Source organism: Mycobacterium sp. 050272 (assembly GCF_039023525.1).
Taxonomy (GTDB): Bacteria; Actinomycetota; Actinomycetes; order Mycobacteriales; family Mycobacteriaceae; genus Mycobacterium.
In genome coordinates this window covers 70,395-91,498 of the sequence record NZ_JBCHKV010000016.1, presented here as the reverse complement: position 1 = coordinate 91,498, position 21,104 = coordinate 70,395, and the positions used below count along the sequence as shown (strand labels likewise).

The window sequence follows — 21,104 nt, the reverse complement described above, 5'->3', positions numbered from 1 at the left end:
GCTACTTGACCTGGCTCGGCTCAAGGCGTTCGGCCAGCGCCGCCAGCCGCAGCAGGCACTCGCGGTTGCGCGGGTAGACGGCCGCGAGCGCCAGTCGGTCGGGGATGATCTTCATCGGACCCGTCGCGGGCACCTCGATCATGTCGATTCGGCATCCATCGCCAATGTCGTTGAGCCGCAGCGTAATCCGGGCAGCGCCAAGGACACCCAGGTGTGCACGAAGTATCAGTTCCTCGCCCGGAGTGCAGCTTTCGACGACGGTTTTGTCGTTGATCACCAACGGCCACACGCCCACCGAGTGCCGGATCGCCGAGCCAGGCTGCGGCCAGTCCGAGTCGACGGCGCGGGTGCGGCTGTTGCCGACCACCCATTGGGTGTAGGTCCATCCGTTGGCCATCGCGTCCCAGACCTGCTGGCGGGAAGCGCGCACCTCCCGGCTGGTGGCCATCTGTTCCTTCGACGTCATGTGAAGTCCTTCGTATCGGGGTCTCGGCTCGGGTACCCCGGCAGCTGCGGCCCAAGCGCGGCAACCACGTCCGCGCTGCCGCCGGCGGACAGTTCAGGCGTTTAGCCACCTCTGTCGATGGATAACCTCCCTGCGATCAGTACTCGAACGGGAGGCGAATCATGACGGTGCGTCGGTTGATCCTTGCTGTGGCCGCCGTGCTGCTACTGGCCGGCGTGATCGGGCTGCTGGTGCCGGTCTCGGTGTCCGACGGAAATGGCGGTTCTTTGGGGTGCGGGAACGCTGTTGTCGCGGATCTCACCGCGGCGCGTAACGCCAACGACAAGAGCGTGGCCAACATCCCGATCGTCAACCAGGTGGTGCCGCACACCGACTACGTGGCGCGCTGCGAGTCGGAGCTGGGTGCCCGTCGGACCTGGACCATCCCCTTGACGATCGTCGGGCTCGTCGCGATAGCGGGTGCACTGCTGGTGCGCCGTGAAGGGGCGCCGGCGGCCTGAGCCGAGCGATCCGCGCGGGTCAGATCACCCGCAACCGCGCGGTGCTGCGCAGTGCTTGCGGCAGCAGCCGCGAAACCCCGTACAGCGCATAGGCTTCCGGCGCCACCGGGCGAATCGGCTTGTTCTTGCGGACCGACGTCAAAATCGCGTCGGCGACCTTTTCGGGCCCGTAGCGGCGCAGCGCGAACATCTTGCCCAGCTGACCCCGTCGGCCGTCGACATGTTCGTCGTGCTTGCCGGCGGGCGCATCGAAGCGGGTGGTGTTGATGATGTTCGTGTTGATCAGACCCGGGCAGATCGTGGTCAGACCGACGTTGGCGGCGTCGAGTTCGGCGCGCAGGCAATCGGAGAACATGTACGTCGCGGCTTTGGACGTGCAGTAGGCGTTCAGCGACTGTAGGGGGGCGTAGGCGGCCATCGACGACACGTTGACGATGTGCCCGCCGGTGCCGCGCTCGACCAACCGCCGCCCGAACGCCCGGCTGCCGTTCACCACGCCGCCGAGGTTGACATCGAGCACCCGGTCGAACTGTTCGGCGGGGGTGTCCAGGAACTGGCCGGCCTGTCCGATACCCGCGTTGTTGACCACGACGTCGGGCACCCCATGGTCGGCGCAGACCCGCTCGGCGAACGCCTCGACCGCGTCGGTGTCGGACACGTCCAGGACGTAGGCGTGCGCGACACCGCCGCGTGCGGCGATCGCGGCCGCGGTCTCCTTGACGGCGGCTTCGTCGATGTCGCTGACGATCAGCTCTGCGCCCTCGCGGGCGAAGGCGTATGCGGTCGCGCGCCCGATTCCACTGCCGGCGCCGGTGACCGACACCAGCGTGTCGCCGAAGACCCGGCGGGGACGGCCGACTTGCGCACGCAGCAGCGCACGGCTGGGCGCCTTGCCGTCGGTCAGGTCCGCGAACTCGTGCACGGCGGCAGCCATCACCTGCGGGTGCGACATCGGCGAGAAGTGCCCGGCCCGGATGTCGCGCCGCCACAGCCGCGGCACCCACCGAGCGGTCTCGTCGTAGCCGTACGGCCGGACGTATTGGTCGCGGGTGTTGACGATCAGCTGCACCGGCACGTCGACGACACCGATGGGCTGGCCGCGCACGGCGAACGAACGAAAGTAGTTGGCGGGATAGGTTTTAACCGAGCTGGCCGCATCCGCGGCCATGTTCGGGGAGTGATGAATCTGCTCAGCGGGAATGTTATCGACCACCATCCGCCGCAGCGCGCGCACCGAGAAGGCCGCCCGAATCAACAGCGGCGCCAGCACCGGGACCGAGAAGAAAAGCATGTAGGTCAGCCGCAGCGCCTGACTGACCGAGCGGGCGAACCGACGCGGGCGCCACGGTTGGCGCAGGCCGCTGAAGATGTATTCCACGAGTTGCTCGTGGCTCGGGCCGGATACCGACGTGAACGACGCCACCCGGTCAGCGGCGCCCGGCCGTTTCAGGTACTCCCAGATACCCACCGAACCCCAGTCGTGAGCCAGTACGTGCACCGGCGCGCTCGGGCACAGTTCATTTGTCACCGCCGCGAAGTCGTCGGCGAAGTGCGCCATCGTGTACGACGAGACCTTCTTGGGCGACCCCGACAGCCCGACGCCGCGGTTGTCGTAGCGCAGCACCCGGAACCGCTGGGTCAGCAGCGGTACGACGCCGTCCCACAGCACGTGCGAATCGGGCCACCCGTGCACCAGTACGACCGTGGGACCGTCGGGGTTGCCTTCCTCGTGGACCGCGATGCGGACACCGTCCGCGCTGTCGACGAACTGCTGTATTGCCGGCATTGAACTTCCGCCTCCCCGCGATCTAGCGTGACCGCCCCCTGACAATTCGGCCCACCGCAGCAAGCGGGTCAGCCCTGGTTGTGTGCCGACGCGGAGGCAATGACAGGATAGTTTCGACGTCAACTTGCAGACACCGCGGTGTGGTAAGTCAGATGTTGACCTGCGCAGACCCACGAGCGATCGAGGAGTCAAAAGACATGGCCTTCTCCGTCCAAATGCCGGCACTCGGTGAGAGCGTCACCGAGGGGACGGTCACCCGCTGGCTCAAGCAGGAAGGCGACACGGTCGAGCTCGACGAACCGCTTGTCGAGGTGTCGACCGACAAGGTCGATACCGAAATTCCCTCGCCGGCCGCGGGTGTGCTGACCAAGATCGTCGCCCAGGAGGACGACACCGTCGAGGTCGGCGGCGAGCTCGCCGTCATCGGCGACGCCTCGGAGAACGGCGCCTCCGCCACGCCCAGCCAACCGGCAGCCGAGCCGGAACCGGAACCCGAGGCCCAGCCGGAGTCGCAGGCCCAGCCGGAGCCCGAGCCCGAACCTGCCGCGCAGGCCGCACCCGCCCCGCAGGCCGCGAGTTCGAGCAACGGCAGCGCGACCCCGGTCCTGATGCCCGAGCTCGGCGAGTCGGTCACCGAAGGCACCGTGACGCGCTGGCTCAAGAAGGTCGGCGATTCGGTCCAGGTCGACGAGGCGCTGGTGGAGGTCTCCACCGACAAGGTCGACACCGAGATCCCGTCCCCGGTGGCCGGAGTCCTGGTCAGCATCACCGCAGACGAGGACGACACCGTCGCCGTCGGCGGCGAGCTGGCCCGGATCGGCAGTGGCTCGGCCGCGGCCGCCACCCCGCCTGCGGCCCCCAAGCCGGAGCCCAAGCCCGAACCGGCGCCGGCGCCCAAGGCCGAGGCCCCGCCGGCCCCCAAGCCCACTCCCGCGCCGGAGGCCCCACCCGCGCCGAAGCCGCAACCCACGCCCGAGTCGGCCCCAGCCCCCAAGGCCGCACCGTCCGAGCTGACCGAGCCCCAGGGCGACGGCAGTCCGTACGTGACGCCGCTGGTGCGCAAGCTGGCCAGCGAAAACAACATCGACCTTGCCTCGGTGAAGGGCACCGGCGTCGGTGGCCGCATCCGCAAACAGGACGTGCTGGCCGCCGCGCAGCGCAAGCAAGAGGCCGCAAAGGCCCCCGCTGCTTCGGCCGCTCAGGCTCCCGCCGCACCGGCGGCCAAGGCTTCGCCGGCGCCGGCACCGGCGCTGGCCCATCTGCGCGGTACCACGCAGAAGGCCAACCGGATCCGTCAGATCACGGCCAAGAAGACCCGGGAATCCCTGCAGGCCACCGCGCAGCTCACCCAGACCCATGAGGTCGACATGACCAAGATCGTGGGACTGCGCGCGAAGGCGAAGACGTCGTTCGCCGAGCGTGAGGGCGTGAATCTGACCTACCTGCCGTTCATCGCCAAGGCGGTGATCGACGCGCTGAAGATTCACCCCAACATCAACGCCAGCTACAACGAGGACTCCAAGGAGATCACCTACTACGACGCCGAGCACCTGGGTTTCGCCGTCGACACCGAGCAGGGCCTGCTCTCCCCCGTGGTCCACAACGCCGGCGACCTGTCGCTGGCCGGGCTGGCCCGCGCGATCGCCGACATCGCCGAGCGCGCCCGCACGGGCAACCTGAAACCGGATGAGCTGTCCGGCGGCACCTTCACCATTACCAACATCGGCAGCCAGGGCGCGTTGTTCGACACCCCGATCCTGGTTCCGCCCCAGGCCGCCATGCTGGGCACCGGCGCGATCGTCAAGCGCCCGAGGGTAGTGGTCGACGAGAGCGGTAACGAATCGATCGGCGTGCGCTCGATCTGCTACCTGCCGCTAACCTACGACCATCGGCTGATCGACGGGGCCGATGCCGGACGATTCCTCACCACGGTCAAGCACCGGCTTGAAGAGGGAGCGTTCGAGGCCGACTTAGGTCTTTAGAAAGGCTTGAGCACATTGGCCAAGCCCGTCGTCGCGATTGCGGGTTCCTCCGGCCTGATCGGTTCCGCCTTGGCTGCGGCCCTACGCGCCGCCGACCATCGGGTGTTGCGCATCGTGCGCCGGACGCCGGCGAATCCCGATGAGCTGCACTGGAATCCGGAAAGCGGCCAGTTCGATCCCGACACGCTCGCCGAGGTCGACGCCGTCGTCAACCTGTGTGGTGTCAATGTCGGCAAGCGCCGGTGGTCGGGGGCGTTCAAGCAGAGCCTGCGCGACAGCCGCATCGCCCCGACGGAGGTGTTGGCCACCGCGGTCGCCGACGCCGGCGTCGAGACCCTGATCAACGCCAGTGCCGTGGGCTACTACGGCAACACCAAAGACCGCGTAGTCGACGAAAACGACCGCGCGGGAACGGGTTTCCTGGCCCGGCTCTGCGAAGACTGGGAGGCCGCGACACTGCCGGCCCAATACGGCGGTGCCCGGGTGGTGCTGGCCCGCACCGGCCTGGTGATGGCCGCGGCGGGCGGCGCGTTACGCCGGATGCGTCCGCTGTTCTCGGTCGGCCTGGGCGCCCGGCTGGGCAGCGGCCGTCAGTACATGTCGTGGATCAGCCTGGAGGACGAAGTGCGGGCGCTGCTGTTCGCGATCGGGCACCCTTCGCTGTCCGGGCCGGTGAACATGACCGGGCCCGCACCCGTCACCAACGCCGAGTTCACCACCGCCTTCGGCAGCGCGGTGAACCGTCCGACCCCGATGATGCTGCCGGCCGTCGCGGTGCGAGCCGCGCTCGGCGAGTTCGCCGACGAGGGGCTGTTGACCGGTCAGCGTGCCATCCCGTCGGCTCTCGAACGCGCCGGATTTCAGTTCCACCACAACACCATTGGCGAGGCGCTGGCCTATGCCACCGCGCGGCGAGACCAGGACTAGCGCCCTACGCGACGTCTGGATCGCCTCCCTGGTGGTGTAACAGTTTCTGCGGGTGGTGGTAGGTGTTGGTGCGGGGTTGGCCGCGTTCTAGGTGCGGCGGCGGTATCCATTCGGTGTCGCCGTTCGCCCGTTTTCGGGTGGTCCAGCCACGAGGCTGCAGCAGGCGGTGGTGGGTGCCGCAGGCCAGGGTGAGGTCGTCGATGTCGGTGTCGTGGCATTGGGCGTAGTCGGTGATGTGGTGGACTTCGCAGTAGTAGCCGGGGGTCGTGCATCCGGGCGCTGAGCAGCCACGGTCCTTGGCGTACAGCACAATTCGCTGCCCCGGTGAGGCGAGCCGTTTGCTGTGATACAGCGCCACCGGCTTGCCCTTGTCGAACACGGTCAGGTAGTGATGGGCGTGGCGGGCCAGGCGGATCACGTCGCTGATCGGCAATCGGGTGCCGCCGCCAGTCGTTCCCCGGCCGGCCGCGGCCTCGAGTTCGGCCAGGGTGGTGGACACGATGATGGTGGCGGGTAGCCCGTTGTGCTGGCCCAGTTCTCCGGAGGCCAGGACCGCGCGCAGGGCGGCATTGAGGCCGTCGTGATTTCGTTGCGCGGTGGAGCGGGGATCGTGATCGATCGCGTCTTGGCTGGGCGTGCCGTCGACACACGGAGAGTCATCGGTGGGGTTGCACATGCCCGGTGCGGCGAGCTTCGCCAACACCGCCTCGAGCGTGGCCCGTGCTTCCGGGGTGAGCCAGCCGGCCAGGGCCGACATGCCGTCGGCCCCTTGCTTGCCCAGGGTTATTCCGCGGCGGCGGGCCCGGTCGTCGTCGGTGAAACTGCCGTCCGGGTTCAAGCAATCGGTTAGGTGCTCGGCGAAGCCGAGGAGCTGATCGGGCCGATACTGGGTGGCCAGGCGGGCGAGGTCGGCTTCGGCGTGGGTGCGGGTCTCGATGTCGATCCAGCCCGGCAGCTGGTGGTAGAAGCGGCGAATCACCGCGACATGTTCGGTCCCCAGCTTTCCGGCTCGTTGGGCGGTGGCGGCCAGCACCGGCGCCAGCGGCTCGCCCGTCAGTGCGCGCCGCTCACCCAGGTCGGCGGCGTCGCGCACCCGCCTCCCGGCTTCGGCGCGGCTGATCAAGGTCCAGTCCGCGATGGCATGGGAGAGTTTGCCGCCCAACTCCGCCGGGGTGGCTTCCTGCTGGAGCTGGTTGATCAGCGGGTGTTCACCGGCGGACAGGCGTCGGCGCATGTTTTCGTAGCGTTGCAGTCTCGTCAGGCGTTCGCGGGTGTCCAGCATGTCCGAGTCCAACCCGAGCACCATCTCGAGGGCCGCGTCCAAGGCATCAAACGCCGCGTCCTCGTCGATGGCCACTGCTGAACTCATACCCCGAAACTATCGGCACCCACCGACAAAAAACCCGGCAATGTGACTACAGAAACACAAGTGGCACAAGAGATTTGACGAGTGTGCACTCACGGCGATTGTCGCTGCGAGGCGGGCACAACAGCGCTTGGTCCGAACACCGCGCCAAGTTGCGTCCCGCCGGCATGACACTGGATCCGCGAGAATTTCACCCGGGGCGTAACCTCGCCAACGTGACAAGCTCCATCCGGTCCAGTGCGGCACCCATCAACGTCCGTCAACTGGGAACGGTCGAATACCGCACCGCCTGGCAACTACAGCGCGACCTGGCCGACACCAGGGTCGCCGGCGGTGCCGACACCCTGCTGCTGCTGGAGCACCCCGCGGTCTACACCGCCGGGCGGCGCACCGAGCCGCACGAACGACCGGCGGACGGCACTCCCGTCGTCGACACCGACCGTGGCGGCAAGATCACCTGGCACGGGCCGGGGCAGTTGGTCGGCTACCCGGTGATCGGTCTGGCCGAGCCCCTGGATGTGGTGAATTACGTTCGGCGCCTTGAGGAATCGCTGATCAAGGCGTGTCGCGATCTGGAGCTGGATGCGGGCCGGGTCGACGGCCGCTCCGGCGTCTGGCTGCCCGGCCAGCCCGCGCGCAAGATCGCCGCGATCGGCGTGCGGGTGTCCCGGGCGACCGCCCTGCACGGATTCGCGCTCAACTGCGACTGCGACCTGAACGCGTTCGGGGCCATCGTGCCCTGCGGCATCACCGACGCCGGGGTGACGTCATTGTCCGCCGAACTCGGCCGCACCGTCACCGTCGACCAGGTCCGCGCGGCCGTCGCCGCGGCGGTGTGCGACGCCCTGGACGGGGTCTTACCGGTGGGGGCACCGGACGCCGCCCGCGTAGCATCAGCAATGTGACTGTCGCTCCGGAAGGCCGCAAACTGCTGCGGCTTGAGGTGCGCAACGCGCAGACCCCGATCGAGCGCAAGCCGCCCTGGATCAAGACGCGGGCCCGGATGGGACCGGAGTACACCGAGCTCAAAAGCCTGGTCAAACGCGAAGGGCTGCACACCGTCTGTGAAGAGGCCGGCTGCCCCAACATCTTCGAATGCTGGGAGGACCGGGAAGCCACCTTCCTGATCGGCGGCGACCAGTGCACCCGCCGCTGCGACTTCTGTCAGATCGACACCGGCAAACCCGCCGAGCTGGACCGCGACGAGCCCAGGCGCGTCGCCGAAAGCGTGCGGACGATGGGGTTGCGCTATGCCACCGTCACCGGCGTCGCCCGCGACGACCTGCCCGACGGCGGGGCGTGGCTGTACGCCGAAACCGTGCGCGCCATCAAGGAGCTCAACCCGTCGACCGGCGTCGAGCTGTTGGTCCCCGACTTCAACGGCGAGCCCGGCCGCTTGGCGGAGGTGTTCGCGGCGCGCCCAGAAGTGTTGGCGCACAACGTCGAAACGGTCCCGCGTATCTTCAAGCGGATTCGGCCGGCGTTCACCTACCAGCGCAGCCTGGGCGTGCTCACCGCAGCACGCGAGGACGGACTGGTCACCAAGAGCAACCTGATCCTCGGCCTCGGCGAGACGTCCGACGAGGTGCGCACCGCGCTGGCCGATCTGCACGACGCCGGCTGCGACATCGTCACCATCACCCAGTACCTGCGCCCGTCGGCGCGCCACCACCCGGTCCAGCGCTGGGTGAAGCCCGAGGAGTTCGACGAGTTCGCGCAGTACGCCGAGGGGCTGGGCTTCGCCGGGGTGCTGGCCGGGCCGCTGGTGCGATCGTCGTATCGGGCCGGGCGGCTCTACGAGCAGGTGGTACGTAGCCGCGCCTCCGACATCCTGGGGTAACTCGACGCCGCCGGTAACCCGCCGCCTCGTATCCTTGGTGATTATGGCTAAACCCCGCACTACCGCCGAGAACAAGGCCGCCCGGGCAGCGGCGGCCGCCGAACGCAAGGCCGCGGCCAAAGAGCGCCGCGGCCAGCTGTGGCAGGCGTTCAACGTGCAGCGCAAGCAGGACAAGCGCCTGCTCCCCTACATGATCGGCGCCTTCGTCCTGATCGTGGCCGTCTCGACGACGGTCGGTGTGCTGGTCGGCGGGTTCACCATGTTCACCCTGATCCCGCTCGGCGTGGTGCTAGGCGCGCTGGTGGCGTTCATCATCTTCGGGCGCCGGGCCCAGAAATCGATCTACCGCCAGGCGGAGGGGCAAACCGGCGCGGCAGCCTGGGTGCTGGACAACCTGCGCGGCAAGTGGCGGGTCACGCCCGGGGTGGCCGCGACCGGCCACTTCGACGCGGTGCACCGGGTGATCGGCCGGCCGGGCGTCATCTTGGTCGGCGAGGGTGCGACGAGCCGCGTCAAACCGCTTCTGGCCCAAGAGAAGAAGCGCACCGCACGACTGGTCGGCGACGTCCCGATCTACGACATCGTCGTCGGCAACGGCGAGGGCGAAGTTGCGCTGTCCAAGCTGGAGCGTCACCTGACCAAGCTGCCGGCCAACATCAGCGTCAAGCAGATGGACACCCTGGAGTCGCGGCTGACTGCGCTCGGGTCGCGCGCCGGGGCCGCCGTGATGCCGAAGGGGCCACTGCCCAACGCCGGCAAGATGCGGGGCGTACAGCGCACGGTGCGCCGCAAGTAGGCGCGGCTAACGCCGGACGACGGCGGTGTTGGTCACCCGGTCCTGAATGCCCCGCCCGTCCCAGTCGGTGAACAACGCCGGGACCACCAAGGCGACCAGCAGCCCGCGCGCCGCCACGCGGCCCACGCCCAGGCGTCCGTCCAGCGCGGTCACCCGAAGGCCGAGCGCGAGCTGACCCGGGGTGAATCCGTACAGCCGCACGGCCACCACACCGAGCAGAAACCAGATCACCAGCACCGCCGTCGACAACATCCGTTCGGAGAACATGCCGAATGCCATCGCCAGCGCTGCCAGACCGTATGCGATCAGCCAGTCGACCATCAATGCGGCGAGCCGGCGTCCCATCGACGCCAGTGAGCCCGGGCCGCTCTTCGGCAAGCCGAGGGTCTCGCCGGGGTACGCCGGGCGCGACTCCGGCATCATCGCACCTTCGTCGCGTCGGAGCCGGCCGCCGACGGCAGGGACGGGTTGCTGCGCCCGCGCGGCCGACCAGATACGATTTTGCGGTCCATGGGCCTCACAATAGAACCCGCCGTTGCTCCACTCCGATCTGTGGGACGCGTGGTCACGTAACCTCCGCGCAACACGGGGTTGATGGGCGGGCAACATCATCTTCATAGCGTCAGGCCGCGGATTACCAAGCAAAGGAGCAATCAGTGACCGAAAAGACGCAGGATGACGTCTTCAAACTCGCCAAGGACGAAAACGTCGAATTTGTCGACGTCCGGTTCTGTGACCTGCCCGGCATCATGCAGCACTTCACGATTCCGATTTCGTTCTTCGACGAGAGCATCTTCGAAGACGGCTTGGCCTTCGATGGCTCGTCGATTCGCGGCTTCCAGTCGATCCACGAGTCGGACATGTTGCTCCTGCCCGACCCCGCGACCGCACAGATCGACCTGTTCACCGAACACAAGACGCTGAACCTCAACTTCTTCGTGCACGACCCCTTCACCCTGGAGGCGTACTCGCGCGACCCGCGCAACGTCGCCCGCAAGGCGGAGAACTACCTGATCAGCACCGGCGTCGCCGACACGGCCTACTTCGGCGCCGAGGCCGAGTTCTACATCTTCGACTCGGTGAGCTTCGACTCGCGCACCAACGGCTCGTTCTACGAAGTCGACGCGATCTCCGGCTGGTGGAACACCGGCTCGCCTACCGAAGAAGACGGCAGCCCCAACCGCGGCTACAAGGTGCGCCCCAAGGGTGGGTACTTCCCCGTGGCCCCCGTCGACCACTACGTCGATCTGCGCGCCCAGATGCTGTCGAACCTGATCAAGGCGGGCTTCAGCCTGGAGAAGGGCCACCACGAGGTGGGCACCGGCGGTCAGGCCGAGATCAACTACAAGTTCAACACCCTGTTGCACGCGGCCGACGACATGCAGTTGTACAAGTACATCGTCAAGAACACCGCGTGGCAGAACGGCAAGACCGTCACCTTCATGCCCAAGCCGCTGTTCGGCGACAACGGCTCCGGCATGCACACCCACCAGTCGTTGTGGAAGGACGGCAGCCCGCTGATGTACGACGAGACCGGCTACGCCGGGCTGTCGGACACGGCGCGCCACTACATCGGCGGACTGCTGCACCACGCGCCGTCGCTGCTGGCATTCACCAACCCGACCGTGAACTCCTACAAGCGGCTGGTGCCCGGCTACGAAGCCCCGATCAACCTGGTGTACAGCCAGCGAAACCGGTCGGCGTGTGTGCGTATCCCGATCACCGGCAGCAACCCGAAGGCCAAGCGCCTGGAGTTCCGTTGCCCCGACTCGTCGGGCAACCCGTACCTGGCATTCGCGGCCATGCTGATGGCCGGCCTGGACGGCATCAAGAACAAGATCGAGCCGCAGGCGCCGGTCGACAAGGACCTCTACGAGTTGCCGCCCGAAGAGGCCGCCAACATCCCGCAGGCGCCCACCCAGCTGTCCGCGGTGATCGACCGGCTGGAAGAGGACCACGAATACCTCACCGAGGGAGGCGTTTTCACGCCCGACCTGATCGAGACGTGGATCAACTTCAAGCGCGAGAACGAGATTCTGCCGGTCCAGATCCGGCCGCACCCCTACGAGTTCGCGCTGTACTACGACGTCTAAGTCGGCTTAACGAACAACACCCGCGTGGCAATCGCCGCGCGGGTGTTGTCGTCGATGCGGGTCAATTCCTGCCACGGCGGCCGGGACCGGCGCCGGGACCGGGACCACCGCCGCCCGGGCCGGGACCATTGCCGGCACCGGGACCGGAGCCCAACCGCCCCTGGCCGGGACCAGGGCCGGCGCTGGGGCCAGCGGCGGGACCGGGCCCGTCACCGGCGAGGGGGCCCGAGCCGGGGCCATTGCCCGCGAGCGGACCGGAGCCATCGGGAGCCTGCCGCGACGGGGCCGGGGCCGCCGGTTGAGGCGAGGCCTCGGCCGCCTCGGCCGGCGGCGGAGCACCCTTCGGAGTCTGAGTCGCGGGCGCGGCCTGCTGCTGTGTCGCCTGCTGCTGTTGCGGTTGCCCCTGCGGCTGCTGTGCTTGCGTCGTCGCCTGCTGCTGAGTGGCCTGCTGTTGCTGTTGCTGCTGAGTACTTTTCGGCGCCGGCTCGGCAGGCACCGGCGACGGCGTGGCCCCGGCCGACGCCGGCGGCTGCTTCGATGTCGCCGCAGGCGCGGGGGTGGGGTTCGGATCCTTCGACGGGTCGGCCCCGGCGATCGGGTCGGTCGCCACCATGATCGCACCAGCCGCCAATGCCGTGCAGGCCGCGAACGCGAGACCGTTGATGAGTGTGCGGCTCATGTGGCAATCCTTCGCTGTGCTGTCCGAGGCGCGGCAGCAAAGTCGGATGCTTACCGTCGCTTGCGCGAAAAACTAGCTCGCACAACAAAACCAGGTAGCGACATGGCGGAGTTTTCGGCCGCTGGTAATCCCCCGTTCGCCGACGTCGGGAGTGGATCCCGCCGGTGGACCGCCGGCCTACTCGTATCCGGGGCGCCCGAGCGTCACAGCGAGTTGCCGGAGCAACGCGGTCCGGAACCGGTCGGCCGAGGGGCTGGGAAACCGCAGCACCCGCGGAATCATGGCGCCGACGATCGTGGCGAACAGCAGATCGACGACGTCCTCCACCGCGATCGCCGGCGTGAAGACGCCGGCGTCACGGCCCTCGATCACGGTGCGCAGAAACGGTGCCCGGTAACGGGCCCAGCCCTCTTCTCCGTAGTCCCGCAATTCCCCGTCGCGGATGCCCGAGCGCCAGAACTCGATCAGCATCTGGTGGTTGCGCAGCGGCGTATTGAGGTTGCGGTCGATCATCGCGACCAGGCGGTTCCACGGGTCTTTCTCGGCGTCGGCCACGGCCTCGAGCGCGGCCACCTCGACTTCGGTCGCATGTCGCATCGCCTCGATCAGCATGTCCTCGCGTGAGCCGAAGTAGTTCTGCAGCGTGCTGATCGCCGTACCGCTGGCCCGTGCGACATCGGCAAAACGGGCATTTTCATAGCCCCGCTCCGCCAGCACCCCGGCGGCGGCTTCGACGGCCGCGTTTCGGCGTGCACCCCCGGCCCGGCGTGTTCGACGTTCGACAGCCATTTCTGTATGGTACGGAAATACCGGGCCCGGACAAGCCAGCCGTCTCGGCGCGCCCTAGGCGGCGGAACGCGGCGGGATGTTGTGGTTGAGCCGGAATCTGTTGTACGGGTCGTAGCGTTGTTTGACCGTCTGCAATTTGTCATACACCTCGGGCTCGTAGACTCGCCTGATACGGCCCCCGGATATGTCGGCCGGTCCGACGAAGCTTGGATTGGTCATCTCGTGCAGCCAAGGACGCAGTGCCGCAAGGAGTTCACGGCCCGAGTCACGGTAGGACGCGACGTCTTGTCCCGGCGGCACGACGGTAAGACCGAACATCGCATACGCGGCGTCGCGGGCACCCACCGCATTGGGGAATGGTGCTGGTCTGCTGAAAGCTCCTTGCAAATGCCGGATATCGACGATGTTGATCGTGCTGCCGGATTCGGGCCCGACCGTGTCGACGATGGCTTTGACGGTCTCGCCGGTCAGTTCTCGAAGCAGTCCGAAGTGCTCGACCGCGGGCGCGGGATCGGTTGGGTCGTTGCTGATGGTGGCGAACTGGGTGTACGGGATGTCGGCCACGGTGTCCGCCAGCGTGGGCGCCGCCGCGCGCAGCGGGTCGATCAGCTTCGAGCCAGTCTGGGCTTCGCCGACATACGACACCCGCACCGCTACGGTCAAGTGCCCCTGCATGAATGGCGGTAGGCTGGGCAACGGGGGCAGGTTCAGCACCGCGAATGATGTCGTCAACTCGTCGGGCGCGGACGCGGTGAGTTCTCGGTAGGCCTGCAGTACTTGCCGGATGTGCTCGCCGGAGTAGAACAGTGCGCCGGCATACAACCGTGTCACCGGGAAGAGCGCGAATTCCATCGCCACCACCACGCCGAAGTTGCTCTTGCCGCCGAGTAACGCACCGAACAAATCGGGTTCGGATTCTGCTGATACACAACGCAATCGGCCATCCGCGGTCACCACGTCGATGGCACTGACATGATCGGCGGCCCAGCCGTACTTACGGCCCATCGTCGAGCTTGCCCCGCCGCTGAGTGTGTAGCCGACGACGCCGACGCCGGGTGAGGAACCTGGCAGTCCAGCCAGCCCGTGCAGCGCGGCAGCGTCGACCAGCTGACCGAAGCGAACTCCGGCATCTACTCGTGCACAATGCTTTTCGGGATCGATGACGATGTCGGACATCCGTCCCGTGGTGATCATCAACGTATCGTCAGATGCGGCCACGGTCGGCCCGTGGCCGGTGTTGAGAACGGCGATGTTCAGGCCATGCCGCGCCGCGAACATCACCGCCTCAGATACGTCCGCGGTGTTGCTGGCGGCGACGGCGAGCGCGGGTCGGTGCCGCACCGCCGTATTGAACACCGCCACCTCGTCGTCGTAGTTCAAATCGTCAGCGGTGAAGACCGGTCCCCGCAGCGCGTTCCGAAGTTCCGCGACACTGTCCCGCCACGACGTCATCGCAGCCCCTTTCGCTCGCACTATCGGTATCCCAATACGGTATCACGATACCGATATTTGGCGAGCCGAGCGCGGTGGGCGAGGTGTGGTGTTCTTACCGTCCCCGAATTGAGCCGCGTCTGGCGCTCAGAATCCGGAGTCTCCTCCGCCGCCAGAGTCGAATCCGCCGCCGCCTGAATCGAATCCGCCGCCTGAATCGAATCCGCCGCCGAAATCAACGCTGCCACCGGAGTCGTAACCCCCGCTGTCACTACCACCGGCAAAGCTGACGTCGCCACCCCCGGAATACGAATCGCCCGAGCTTTGATAGCTTCCGTCAAACCCGACGTTTCCCTGCTGACTGTCGTAGTCAATGTTCTGGCCACCGCTGTAGCCGCTATCCGTCCATGTTGAGTCGCGACCCGCCTCGAAGCCTCGCTCGTAGCTGCCGCCCCAACGGTCGTCCAGGAGCGCATCCATCAACAGGACATCGGTGATCCCCCACCCCCAGCCCGGTCCCCAGAACGGGTATGGATAAAAGCCCGGATAGAAAAACATCCCGTTGTAATAACCGCCGCCGTAGTAGTGCGAGTATCCCGGTTGCGGCGAGGTGCTGTAGTTGTTGTTGGCGATCGTCACGCTCTGACCGGTTTCCGGGTTGGTCGTCCGCACGCTCGCCTGCCTGCGGTCCGCCATCGCGACTGAATTCACGGCGTTCACATCGGGTTTGGCGTCCGGGTACAGCTTCTGGTAGGCCCTGGCCACCGTCGCCTGCACGACCCGCAGGTGCGCCCGCGCGGCGGAGTAGTCACCCGACTGGTAGGCGTGACGCGCTTCGTACAGGCTGGAGTTAGCCTTCGTCGCCTCGGCACTTACATCGACATCGCCGTCGGTGACCAGCGCATTGTTGATATCGGTGACGCCGGATTCGGCGTTGATCAACTCTTGCTTTATTTCGTCTTGCGCCTCGGCGTCCCTGCGGCGCTTACTGTTTCGGCTCACGGCGAATACGATCAGACCCACCAACGCCAGCACGACGCCGATGACGATCAACATCGTCCACAGCCACGTCCAGCTGGTGTGCTTCTGACTCGACACGGGAGACGTGTTGACGTGTGAACCGGATGCCACATTGACGTCGGCCAGCCTCCCGATGAACTCACTGGTCGCACCGAAGGGATCATTGTGGTGATCTCTGGCCGACTGACTCAGCAGTGGATCGACGTTGTCGGCAACGGGCTTCGGCACGTTATAGGCGCGCACGTGGTAACCCTTGGCGTCGATGACCAGGATGACGCCGCTGAATTCGGGATTGCGACCCAGGATGACGTCGTGGATGGCGTCCGGTGTGGTCACCCCGGTCTGGTCGGGCGCAACGGCCGCAACCCACAGCGGTGGCGCACTGCTCCAGGCCCAACGGGTGGTCAGGATCTGCTGGTTGAGCTGGTCGGCGTTCTGCAGCGGCGGCCTGCCCGCCGAGTCCGCCACCACGTGCGTGTGCGCGTCGAAGCGCGCCACCACTTGATCCGTGTAGGTGTCGGCCATGGCGGACGGCGCGCACAGCAAGCAGCTGCAGGCCGCGGCAACCACGCCGATGGTCATCGCAACGACCGCCGCGACGTACCTCTGATGTCTCACGTCCTCCCTTTCAGAGCTCAGATCTCTAACGTGCCGGCCTGACACCCAAGATTCCGCGCGATGCGCCTGCGGGCTGCCCGTCGGCCATGTCGACAAGCTCGAGCCAACTTCCGGGAGCGATGTAGTGGCGCTTGACGTCCTCACGATGCATGTCGATGACCAACACGCCCGCATCCGTGACTTCGTAGTTGTCGAATGCGCCGTAGTCGCGCGGTTCGCCGTTGCTGAACACCACCGTGAAAGGCATGCGTTCGAGTATGGCCGCGACCGAACTCACCGTCTAGCCGTCGAGCGCGAGATCCTTGCGGAAGCGCTGCAGGCCGTCGATCTTGTCGTCGAGCGTCGCCTCGGGTCCGGAGTAGAACATCCACGGCATCGTGATGATGCCGGTAATACCGGCGTCCGCGACGCGTTGGTAGTCAGCGGTGGTGAAGGCGTCGGTCAGCGGCGTGAGAATGGTGAAATCTTGCATACTCAAACCGTTTTGGGCGCGCAGTTCACGCAGCTTGCCGACCGCCTCGATCGCATGCTCGGTCTTGATCAGGTCGCCGATCCAACCGTCGTTGCGCGCCGCTCGGCGCAATGCGGCATCGCTGAGCCCGCCGACGTAGACCGGTATCGGCGGCGGAGTCGGTTGCATCTCCAGGCGCGGCGTCTGGTAGAACTCGCCGTCAAACTCCGTCCAGCCCGGCGACCACAGCGCGCGCATCAATTCGATCATCTCGTCAGTGCGCTTGCCGCGGCGGTCGAATTGTTCGCCCATCAGCGCGAATTCCTCACGGCACCAGCCGACTCCGATGCCGAGCTCAAGGCGTCCCGACGCCAAGACAGCCGCGGTGCCAATGGCTTTGGCCGCCGAGTACGGATTGCGCATCGCGGGGATGTAGACCGTGGTGACGAACCGCAGCCGAGTGGTGACCTGGGCCAGCGCGCCGGCCAGCACCCAGGGGTCGAGCCAATCCGTAAACGGCTGCCAGCGCCGTTGCCCGTCTTTGGTGTACGGGTATGGCGTCTCGAGGGTCTCCAGGTTCACCACATGATCGGGTATACCGATGCCGTCGTAGCCGAGTTCGTCGGCAGCCTTGGCGATCTCGACGATCTCCCGGGTGTTCAAAAACGCACTGCTGACGTAGAACTTCATTGGCCGTCCCGCGCCCACGCCGGTTCGATGAAGACGCCCTCGGCCTGCACGGTCACCCCTTCCGCATCCGAAATAGTGCCCTTCGCAAAGACTTTGACGCCCTGGGCGTGGTCGATCCACGCATCGCAACGCAACGGGCCCAACGGGGTGCCGCGCAGGTACTTCACGCTGATGGTTCCGGTGAAGCGCGCCTTGGACAATCCGTCGCTGGCCGCCTCGCCGAGCATGTGGTCGAGCACCAGTGCACTGACGCCGCCGTGCACCAAACCGGGCGGGCCCTCGTAGGCGGTTCCCAGCACGAACTCGCTGTGGCAGCGTCCGTCTCCGTCGTGTTGGACGACCACCGGCGGCGCGATCGGATTGCACGCACCGACGACGGCGTTGCCCAACGGCAGCGGACGGCCATCCACCCGAAAGTTGACGCCGACCGGCCGGGTCCGTTCGCGCAGCAACCGGGTGACGGCCTCGATCTCGTTGCGCGCCTTGGCGACGACGTCTTCATCGGCCTCGGTCCGGATGGTGGCGTCGATGAGTTCGCGAACCGCGTCGGCCAACGGCGCGTACAGACCCGTCACCCGGTCAGCCTCTGCGGTGCTGAGCACCTCGAACATTGCCTCGAACGCGCCGGCTCCTTGACTCAACTCCCGAACACCTTGCGCACCACCGCTTTTGCACGTCGCGTCACCCGCAGATAGTTGTCCAAGAACTCACTTCCATCATCGTTGTGCCAGCCCGCCGCGACCGCGACCGCATTGAGCTGACGTCCGGGCCCCGGTAGTTGGTCGGTCGGCTTGCCCCGCACCAGCACCAGGGCGTTGCGCGCCCGGGTGGCGGTCAGCCAGGCCAGCCGCAGCAGCTCCACCTCGTCGGCGGGAACCAGTCCCGTCTCGGCGATGACGTCGAGCGATTCCAGCGTCGAGGTGTTGTGCAGCGCCGGGATCTCGTGCGCGTGCTGCAGTTGCAGCAGCTGCACCGTCCATTCGATGTCGGCCAGTCCCCCGCGGCCCAGCTTGGTGTGGGTCTTGGGGTCGGCGCCGCGCGGCAATCGTTCCGACTCGACACGGGCCTTGATCCGGCGAATCTCGTGCACCGCCTCGGCGGACACACCGTCGGGTGGATAGCGGGTCTTGTCGGCCATCAGCAGGAAGCGCTGGCCCAGATCAGGGTCGCCAGCCACCGCGTGCGCACGCAGCAGCGCCTGGATCTCCCACGGCTGGGCCCACTGGTCGTAGTAGGCGGTATAGGAACCCAGGGTCCGGACCAGCGCGCCGCTGCGACCCTCGGGTCGCAGATTGGCGTCGACTTCCAGTGGCGGGTCGACACTGGGTGTCCCGAGCAGCGTGCGAACCTGCTCGGCGATCGGCGTCGCCCACTTGACCGCCGCGGAATCTTCGACGCCGCTGGTCGGTTCGCACACGAACATCACATCGGCGTCGGAGCCGTAGCCCAGTTCGGCGCCGCCCAGCCTGCCCATGCCGATCACCGAAATCGTCGCCGGCGCCTTGCCGTCTTCGGGCAGGTTGGCCCGGGTCAGCGCGTCCAGGGCCGCCTGCAGCACGGCCACCCAGACCGACGTGAGCGCCTGGCACACGTCCCGAACCTCGAGCATGCCGAGCAGGTCCGCCGATCCGATGCGGGCCAGCTCCCGGCGTCGCAGCGTGCGCGCGGCGGCGATGGCGCGGACCGGGTCGTGGTGCCGGGCCGCAGAGGCGACCAGCGCGCGCGCCAGCGCGGCGGGCTCGGTTTCGAGCAGCTTCGGCCCCGCCGGCCCGTCGCCGTAGTCCTGAATCACCCTGGGCGCGCGCATCAATAAGTCCGGCACGTAGGTGGAAGTCCCCAGCACGTTCATCAGCCGCCTGGCCACCGCGGGCTTGTCGCGCAGCGTGGACAGGTACCAGGTTTCCGAGGCCAGCGCCTCGGACAGACGCCGGTAGGCCAGCAGTCCGGCGTCGGGATCCGGCGTATACGACATCCAGTTCAGCAGCCGGGGCAGCAGCACCGACTGCACCCGGCCGCGGCGGCCGCTTTGGTTCACCAACGCCGACATGTGTTTCAGCGCGGTCTGCGGCCCCTCGTAGCCCAGCGCGGCCAGCTGACGCTCGGCGGCCTCCGACGTCATGCCGTGTGAGATCTCCAGGCCGGGCGGCCCGATCGACTCCAGCAGCGGCTGGTAGAAGAGCTTGGCGTGCAGCTGGGACACCCGCACGTTCTGGTGCTTGAGTTCCTCGCGCAGCACCCCGGCCGCGTCGTGGCGGCCGTCCGGGCGAATGTGGGCCGCGCGCGCCAGCCAGCGCACCGCCTCCTCGTCGTCGGCCTCCGGAAGCAGGTGCGTGCGCTTGAGCCGCTGCAGCTGCAGCCGGTGTTCGAGCAGCCGCAGAAACTCATAGGAGGCGGTCAGGTTCGCGGCGTCCTCGCGGCCGACGTAGCCACCCTCGCCCAGCGCGGCCAGCGCGTCGACCGTGGAGGCCACGTGCAGGGACTCGTCGCCGCGGCCGTGCACCAACTGCAGTAGCTGCACAGCGAACTCGACATCGCGCAGTCCCCCACTGCCAAGCTTGAGCTCGCGAGCGCGGACCTCGGAAGGCACCAGCTGCTCGACGCGCCGGCGCATGGCCTGCACCTCGACCACGAAGTCCTCGCGCTCGCAGGCGATCCAGACCATCGGCATCAACTCGTCGAGGTAGCGCTTGCCCAGTTCGGCATCGCCCACGGCGGCGCGGGCTTTCAGCAGCGCCTGGAACTCCCACGTCTTCGCCCACCGCTTGTAGTAGGCGACGTGCGATTCGACGGTGCGGACCAGCTCACCGCTGCGGCCCTCCGGGCGCAGGCCGGCATCCACCTGGAAGCATGCGGTCGACGCGACCCGCATCATCTCGGTGGCTACCCGGGTGGACAGCGAGTCGGCCTGCTCGGAGACGAAAATGATGTCGACGTCGCTGACGTAGTTCAATTCGCGGGCACCGCATTTGCCCATCGCGATGACCGCCAGCCGCGGCGGGGCCTTGTCGCCGCACACGGTCGCCTCGGCGGCCCGCAGCGAGGCCGCCAGCACGGCGTCGGCGGTGTCGGACAGCTGGGCGCCGACCACGGTGAACGGCACTACCGGCTCGTCCTCGACCGTCGCCGCCAAGTCGAGTGCCGCCAGCACCAGCAGATGGTCGCGGTACAACGTGGACAACCGTGGCACTAGCGAATTCGGCACGGCCAGCGCGTCTTCGACACACCCGATGAACGCTTCGTGCAGCTCCTCGCGCGTCGGCAATTTCACCTTGCCCTGCAGCAGCTTCCACGACTTCGGGTTTGCGACCAGATGGTCACCGAGGGCCAGCGACGAGCCCAGCACCGAGAACAGCCGCCCCCGCAAACTGCGCTCATTGAGCAGTGCGGTGTTGAGCTCGTCCCAACCGGTGTCGGGGTTCTCCGAGAGCCGAACCAATGCCCGCAGCGCGGCGTCCGGATCGGGTGCACGCGACAACGACCACAACAGGTCGACGTGCGCCTTGTCGTCGTGTGCCGTCCAGCCCAGTTGTGCCAGGCGGTCACCGGCGGGTGGATCGACCAAACCGAGCCGCCCGACGCTGGGCAGCCGGGGGCGCTCGGTCGTGGGTCTGGTCACGACCAAAACGGTAGCGCAAGCTGCCGATCTCTCAGACCAACCGGCGGCCTCTGT

General features: G+C 67.3%; 19 protein-coding genes. 7 read left to right on the top strand and 12 right to left on the bottom strand.

Annotated elements, in window-relative coordinates; genetic code table 11:
* Position 1 precedes the first annotated feature (1 nt).
* The gene (locus tag AAHS21_RS24805; protein WP_096288683.1) at positions 2–466 is read right to left on the bottom strand and encodes an SRPBCC family protein; all 465 of its coding nucleotides are present in this window, start codon (positions 464–466) and stop codon (positions 2–4) included.
* Positions 467–627: 161 nt separating this feature from the next.
* Between AAHS21_RS24805 and AAHS21_RS24800 the strand changes: the two genes are divergently transcribed.
* Positions 628–966 carry an aminopeptidase gene (locus AAHS21_RS24800; protein ID WP_342930187.1) on the top strand — a complete coding sequence of 113 codons (339 nt, stop codon included), beginning with the start codon at positions 628–630 and terminating at the stop codon, positions 964–966.
* A gap of 19 nt (positions 967–985) precedes the next feature.
* Here the strand turns inward: AAHS21_RS24800 and AAHS21_RS24795 are convergent, their stop codons facing one another.
* The gene (locus AAHS21_RS24795; protein ID WP_342930186.1) at positions 986–2,752 is read right to left on the bottom strand and encodes an SDR family oxidoreductase; all 1,767 of its coding nucleotides are present in this window, start codon (positions 2,750–2,752) and stop codon (positions 986–988) included.
* A gap of 197 nt (positions 2,753–2,949) precedes the next feature.
* Here AAHS21_RS24795 and sucB point away from each other — a divergent pair, with 197 nt between their 5' ends.
* Positions 2,950–4,734: a 2-oxoglutarate dehydrogenase, E2 component, dihydrolipoamide succinyltransferase gene (gene sucB / locus AAHS21_RS24790; RefSeq protein WP_342930185.1), complete on the top strand. Its 1,785-nt coding sequence runs from the start codon at positions 2,950–2,952 to the stop codon at positions 4,732–4,734.
* A 15-nt stretch (positions 4,735–4,749) separates the two neighbouring features.
* Positions 4,750–5,661 (top strand): TIGR01777 family oxidoreductase, encoded by a 912-nt coding sequence (locus AAHS21_RS24785; RefSeq protein WP_342930254.1) that lies wholly within the window; start codon positions 4,750–4,752, stop codon positions 5,659–5,661.
* Between the two features lie 4 nt (positions 5,662–5,665).
* Here the strand turns inward: AAHS21_RS24785 and AAHS21_RS24780 are convergent, their stop codons facing one another.
* Entirely contained in the window at positions 5,666–7,030 is a 1,365-nt protein-coding gene (locus AAHS21_RS24780) for an HNH endonuclease signature motif containing protein (RefSeq protein WP_342930184.1), read from the bottom strand.
* Between the two features lie 212 nt (positions 7,031–7,242).
* On the opposite strand from AAHS21_RS24780, the gene lipB reads away from it, so the two are divergent.
* The 3 genes from lipB to AAHS21_RS24765 are packed head-to-tail and all read left to right on the top strand — an operon-like array spanning position 7,243 to position 9,663.
* On the top strand, positions 7,243–7,932 hold the full coding sequence (gene lipB, locus AAHS21_RS24775; protein ID WP_342930183.1) for a lipoyl(octanoyl) transferase LipB: 690 nt from the start codon (positions 7,243–7,245) through the stop codon (positions 7,930–7,932).
* On the top strand, positions 7,929–8,867 hold the full coding sequence (gene lipA, locus AAHS21_RS24770) for a lipoyl synthase (protein ID WP_342930182.1): 939 nt from the start codon (positions 7,929–7,931) through the stop codon (positions 8,865–8,867). The genes lipB and lipA overlap by 4 nt, the downstream gene beginning before the upstream one ends.
* A 43-nt stretch (positions 8,868–8,910) precedes the next feature.
* A complete protein-coding gene (locus AAHS21_RS24765) occupies positions 8,911–9,663 on the top strand; it encodes a DUF4191 domain-containing protein (protein ID WP_342930181.1) in 753 nt (250 codons plus the stop codon).
* Between the two features lie 6 nt (positions 9,664–9,669).
* Here AAHS21_RS24765 and AAHS21_RS24760 read toward each other — a convergent pair whose 3' ends face one another.
* On the bottom strand, positions 9,670–10,086 hold the full coding sequence (locus AAHS21_RS24760) for an RDD family protein (protein WP_342930180.1): 417 nt from the start codon (positions 10,084–10,086) through the stop codon (positions 9,670–9,672).
* A 233-nt stretch (positions 10,087–10,319) separates the two neighbouring features.
* Here AAHS21_RS24760 and glnA point away from each other — a divergent pair, with 233 nt between their 5' ends.
* A complete protein-coding gene (gene glnA / locus AAHS21_RS24755) occupies positions 10,320–11,756 on the top strand; it encodes a type I glutamate--ammonia ligase (protein ID WP_342930179.1) in 1,437 nt (478 codons plus the stop codon).
* A 61-nt stretch (positions 11,757–11,817) separates the two neighbouring features.
* Here the strand turns inward: glnA and AAHS21_RS24750 are convergent, their stop codons facing one another.
* From AAHS21_RS24750 to AAHS21_RS24715, 8 genes are all read right to left on the bottom strand, one after another.
* Positions 11,818–12,435, bottom strand: coding sequence for a hypothetical protein (locus AAHS21_RS24750; protein ID WP_342930178.1), 618 nt, complete (start codon positions 12,433–12,435; stop codon positions 11,818–11,820).
* A gap of 177 nt (positions 12,436–12,612) precedes the next feature.
* Positions 12,613–13,224 (bottom strand): TetR/AcrR family transcriptional regulator, encoded by a 612-nt coding sequence (locus AAHS21_RS24745; RefSeq protein WP_342930177.1) that lies wholly within the window; start codon positions 13,222–13,224, stop codon positions 12,613–12,615.
* Positions 13,225–13,278: 54 nt separating this feature from the next.
* Positions 13,279–14,676 (bottom strand): FAD-binding oxidoreductase, encoded by a 1,398-nt coding sequence (locus AAHS21_RS24740; protein WP_342930176.1) that lies wholly within the window; start codon positions 14,674–14,676, stop codon positions 13,279–13,281.
* A gap of 126 nt (positions 14,677–14,802) precedes the next feature.
* Positions 14,803–16,257 carry a hypothetical protein gene (locus tag AAHS21_RS24735; RefSeq protein WP_342930253.1) on the bottom strand — a complete coding sequence of 485 codons (1,455 nt, stop codon included), beginning with the start codon at positions 16,255–16,257 and terminating at the stop codon, positions 14,803–14,805.
* A 61-nt stretch (positions 16,258–16,318) separates the two neighbouring features.
* Positions 16,319–16,540: a hypothetical protein gene (locus tag AAHS21_RS24730; protein WP_342930175.1), complete on the bottom strand. Its 222-nt coding sequence runs from the start codon at positions 16,538–16,540 to the stop codon at positions 16,319–16,321.
* 33 nt (positions 16,541–16,573) lie between these two features.
* The gene (locus tag AAHS21_RS24725) at positions 16,574–17,434 is read right to left on the bottom strand and encodes a TIGR03619 family F420-dependent LLM class oxidoreductase (RefSeq protein WP_342930174.1); all 861 of its coding nucleotides are present in this window, start codon (positions 17,432–17,434) and stop codon (positions 16,574–16,576) included.
* On the bottom strand, positions 17,431–18,075 hold the full coding sequence (locus tag AAHS21_RS24720; RefSeq protein WP_342930173.1) for a hotdog domain-containing protein: 645 nt from the start codon (positions 18,073–18,075) through the stop codon (positions 17,431–17,433). The genes AAHS21_RS24725 and AAHS21_RS24720 overlap by 4 nt, the downstream gene beginning before the upstream one ends.
* Positions 18,072–21,056, bottom strand: a complete 2,985-nt coding sequence (locus AAHS21_RS24715) for a bifunctional [glutamine synthetase] adenylyltransferase/[glutamine synthetase]-adenylyl-L-tyrosine phosphorylase (protein ID WP_342930172.1) — start codon at positions 21,054–21,056, stop codon at positions 18,072–18,074. The genes AAHS21_RS24720 and AAHS21_RS24715 overlap by 4 nt, the downstream gene beginning before the upstream one ends.
* Positions 21,057–21,104 lie beyond the last annotated feature (48 nt).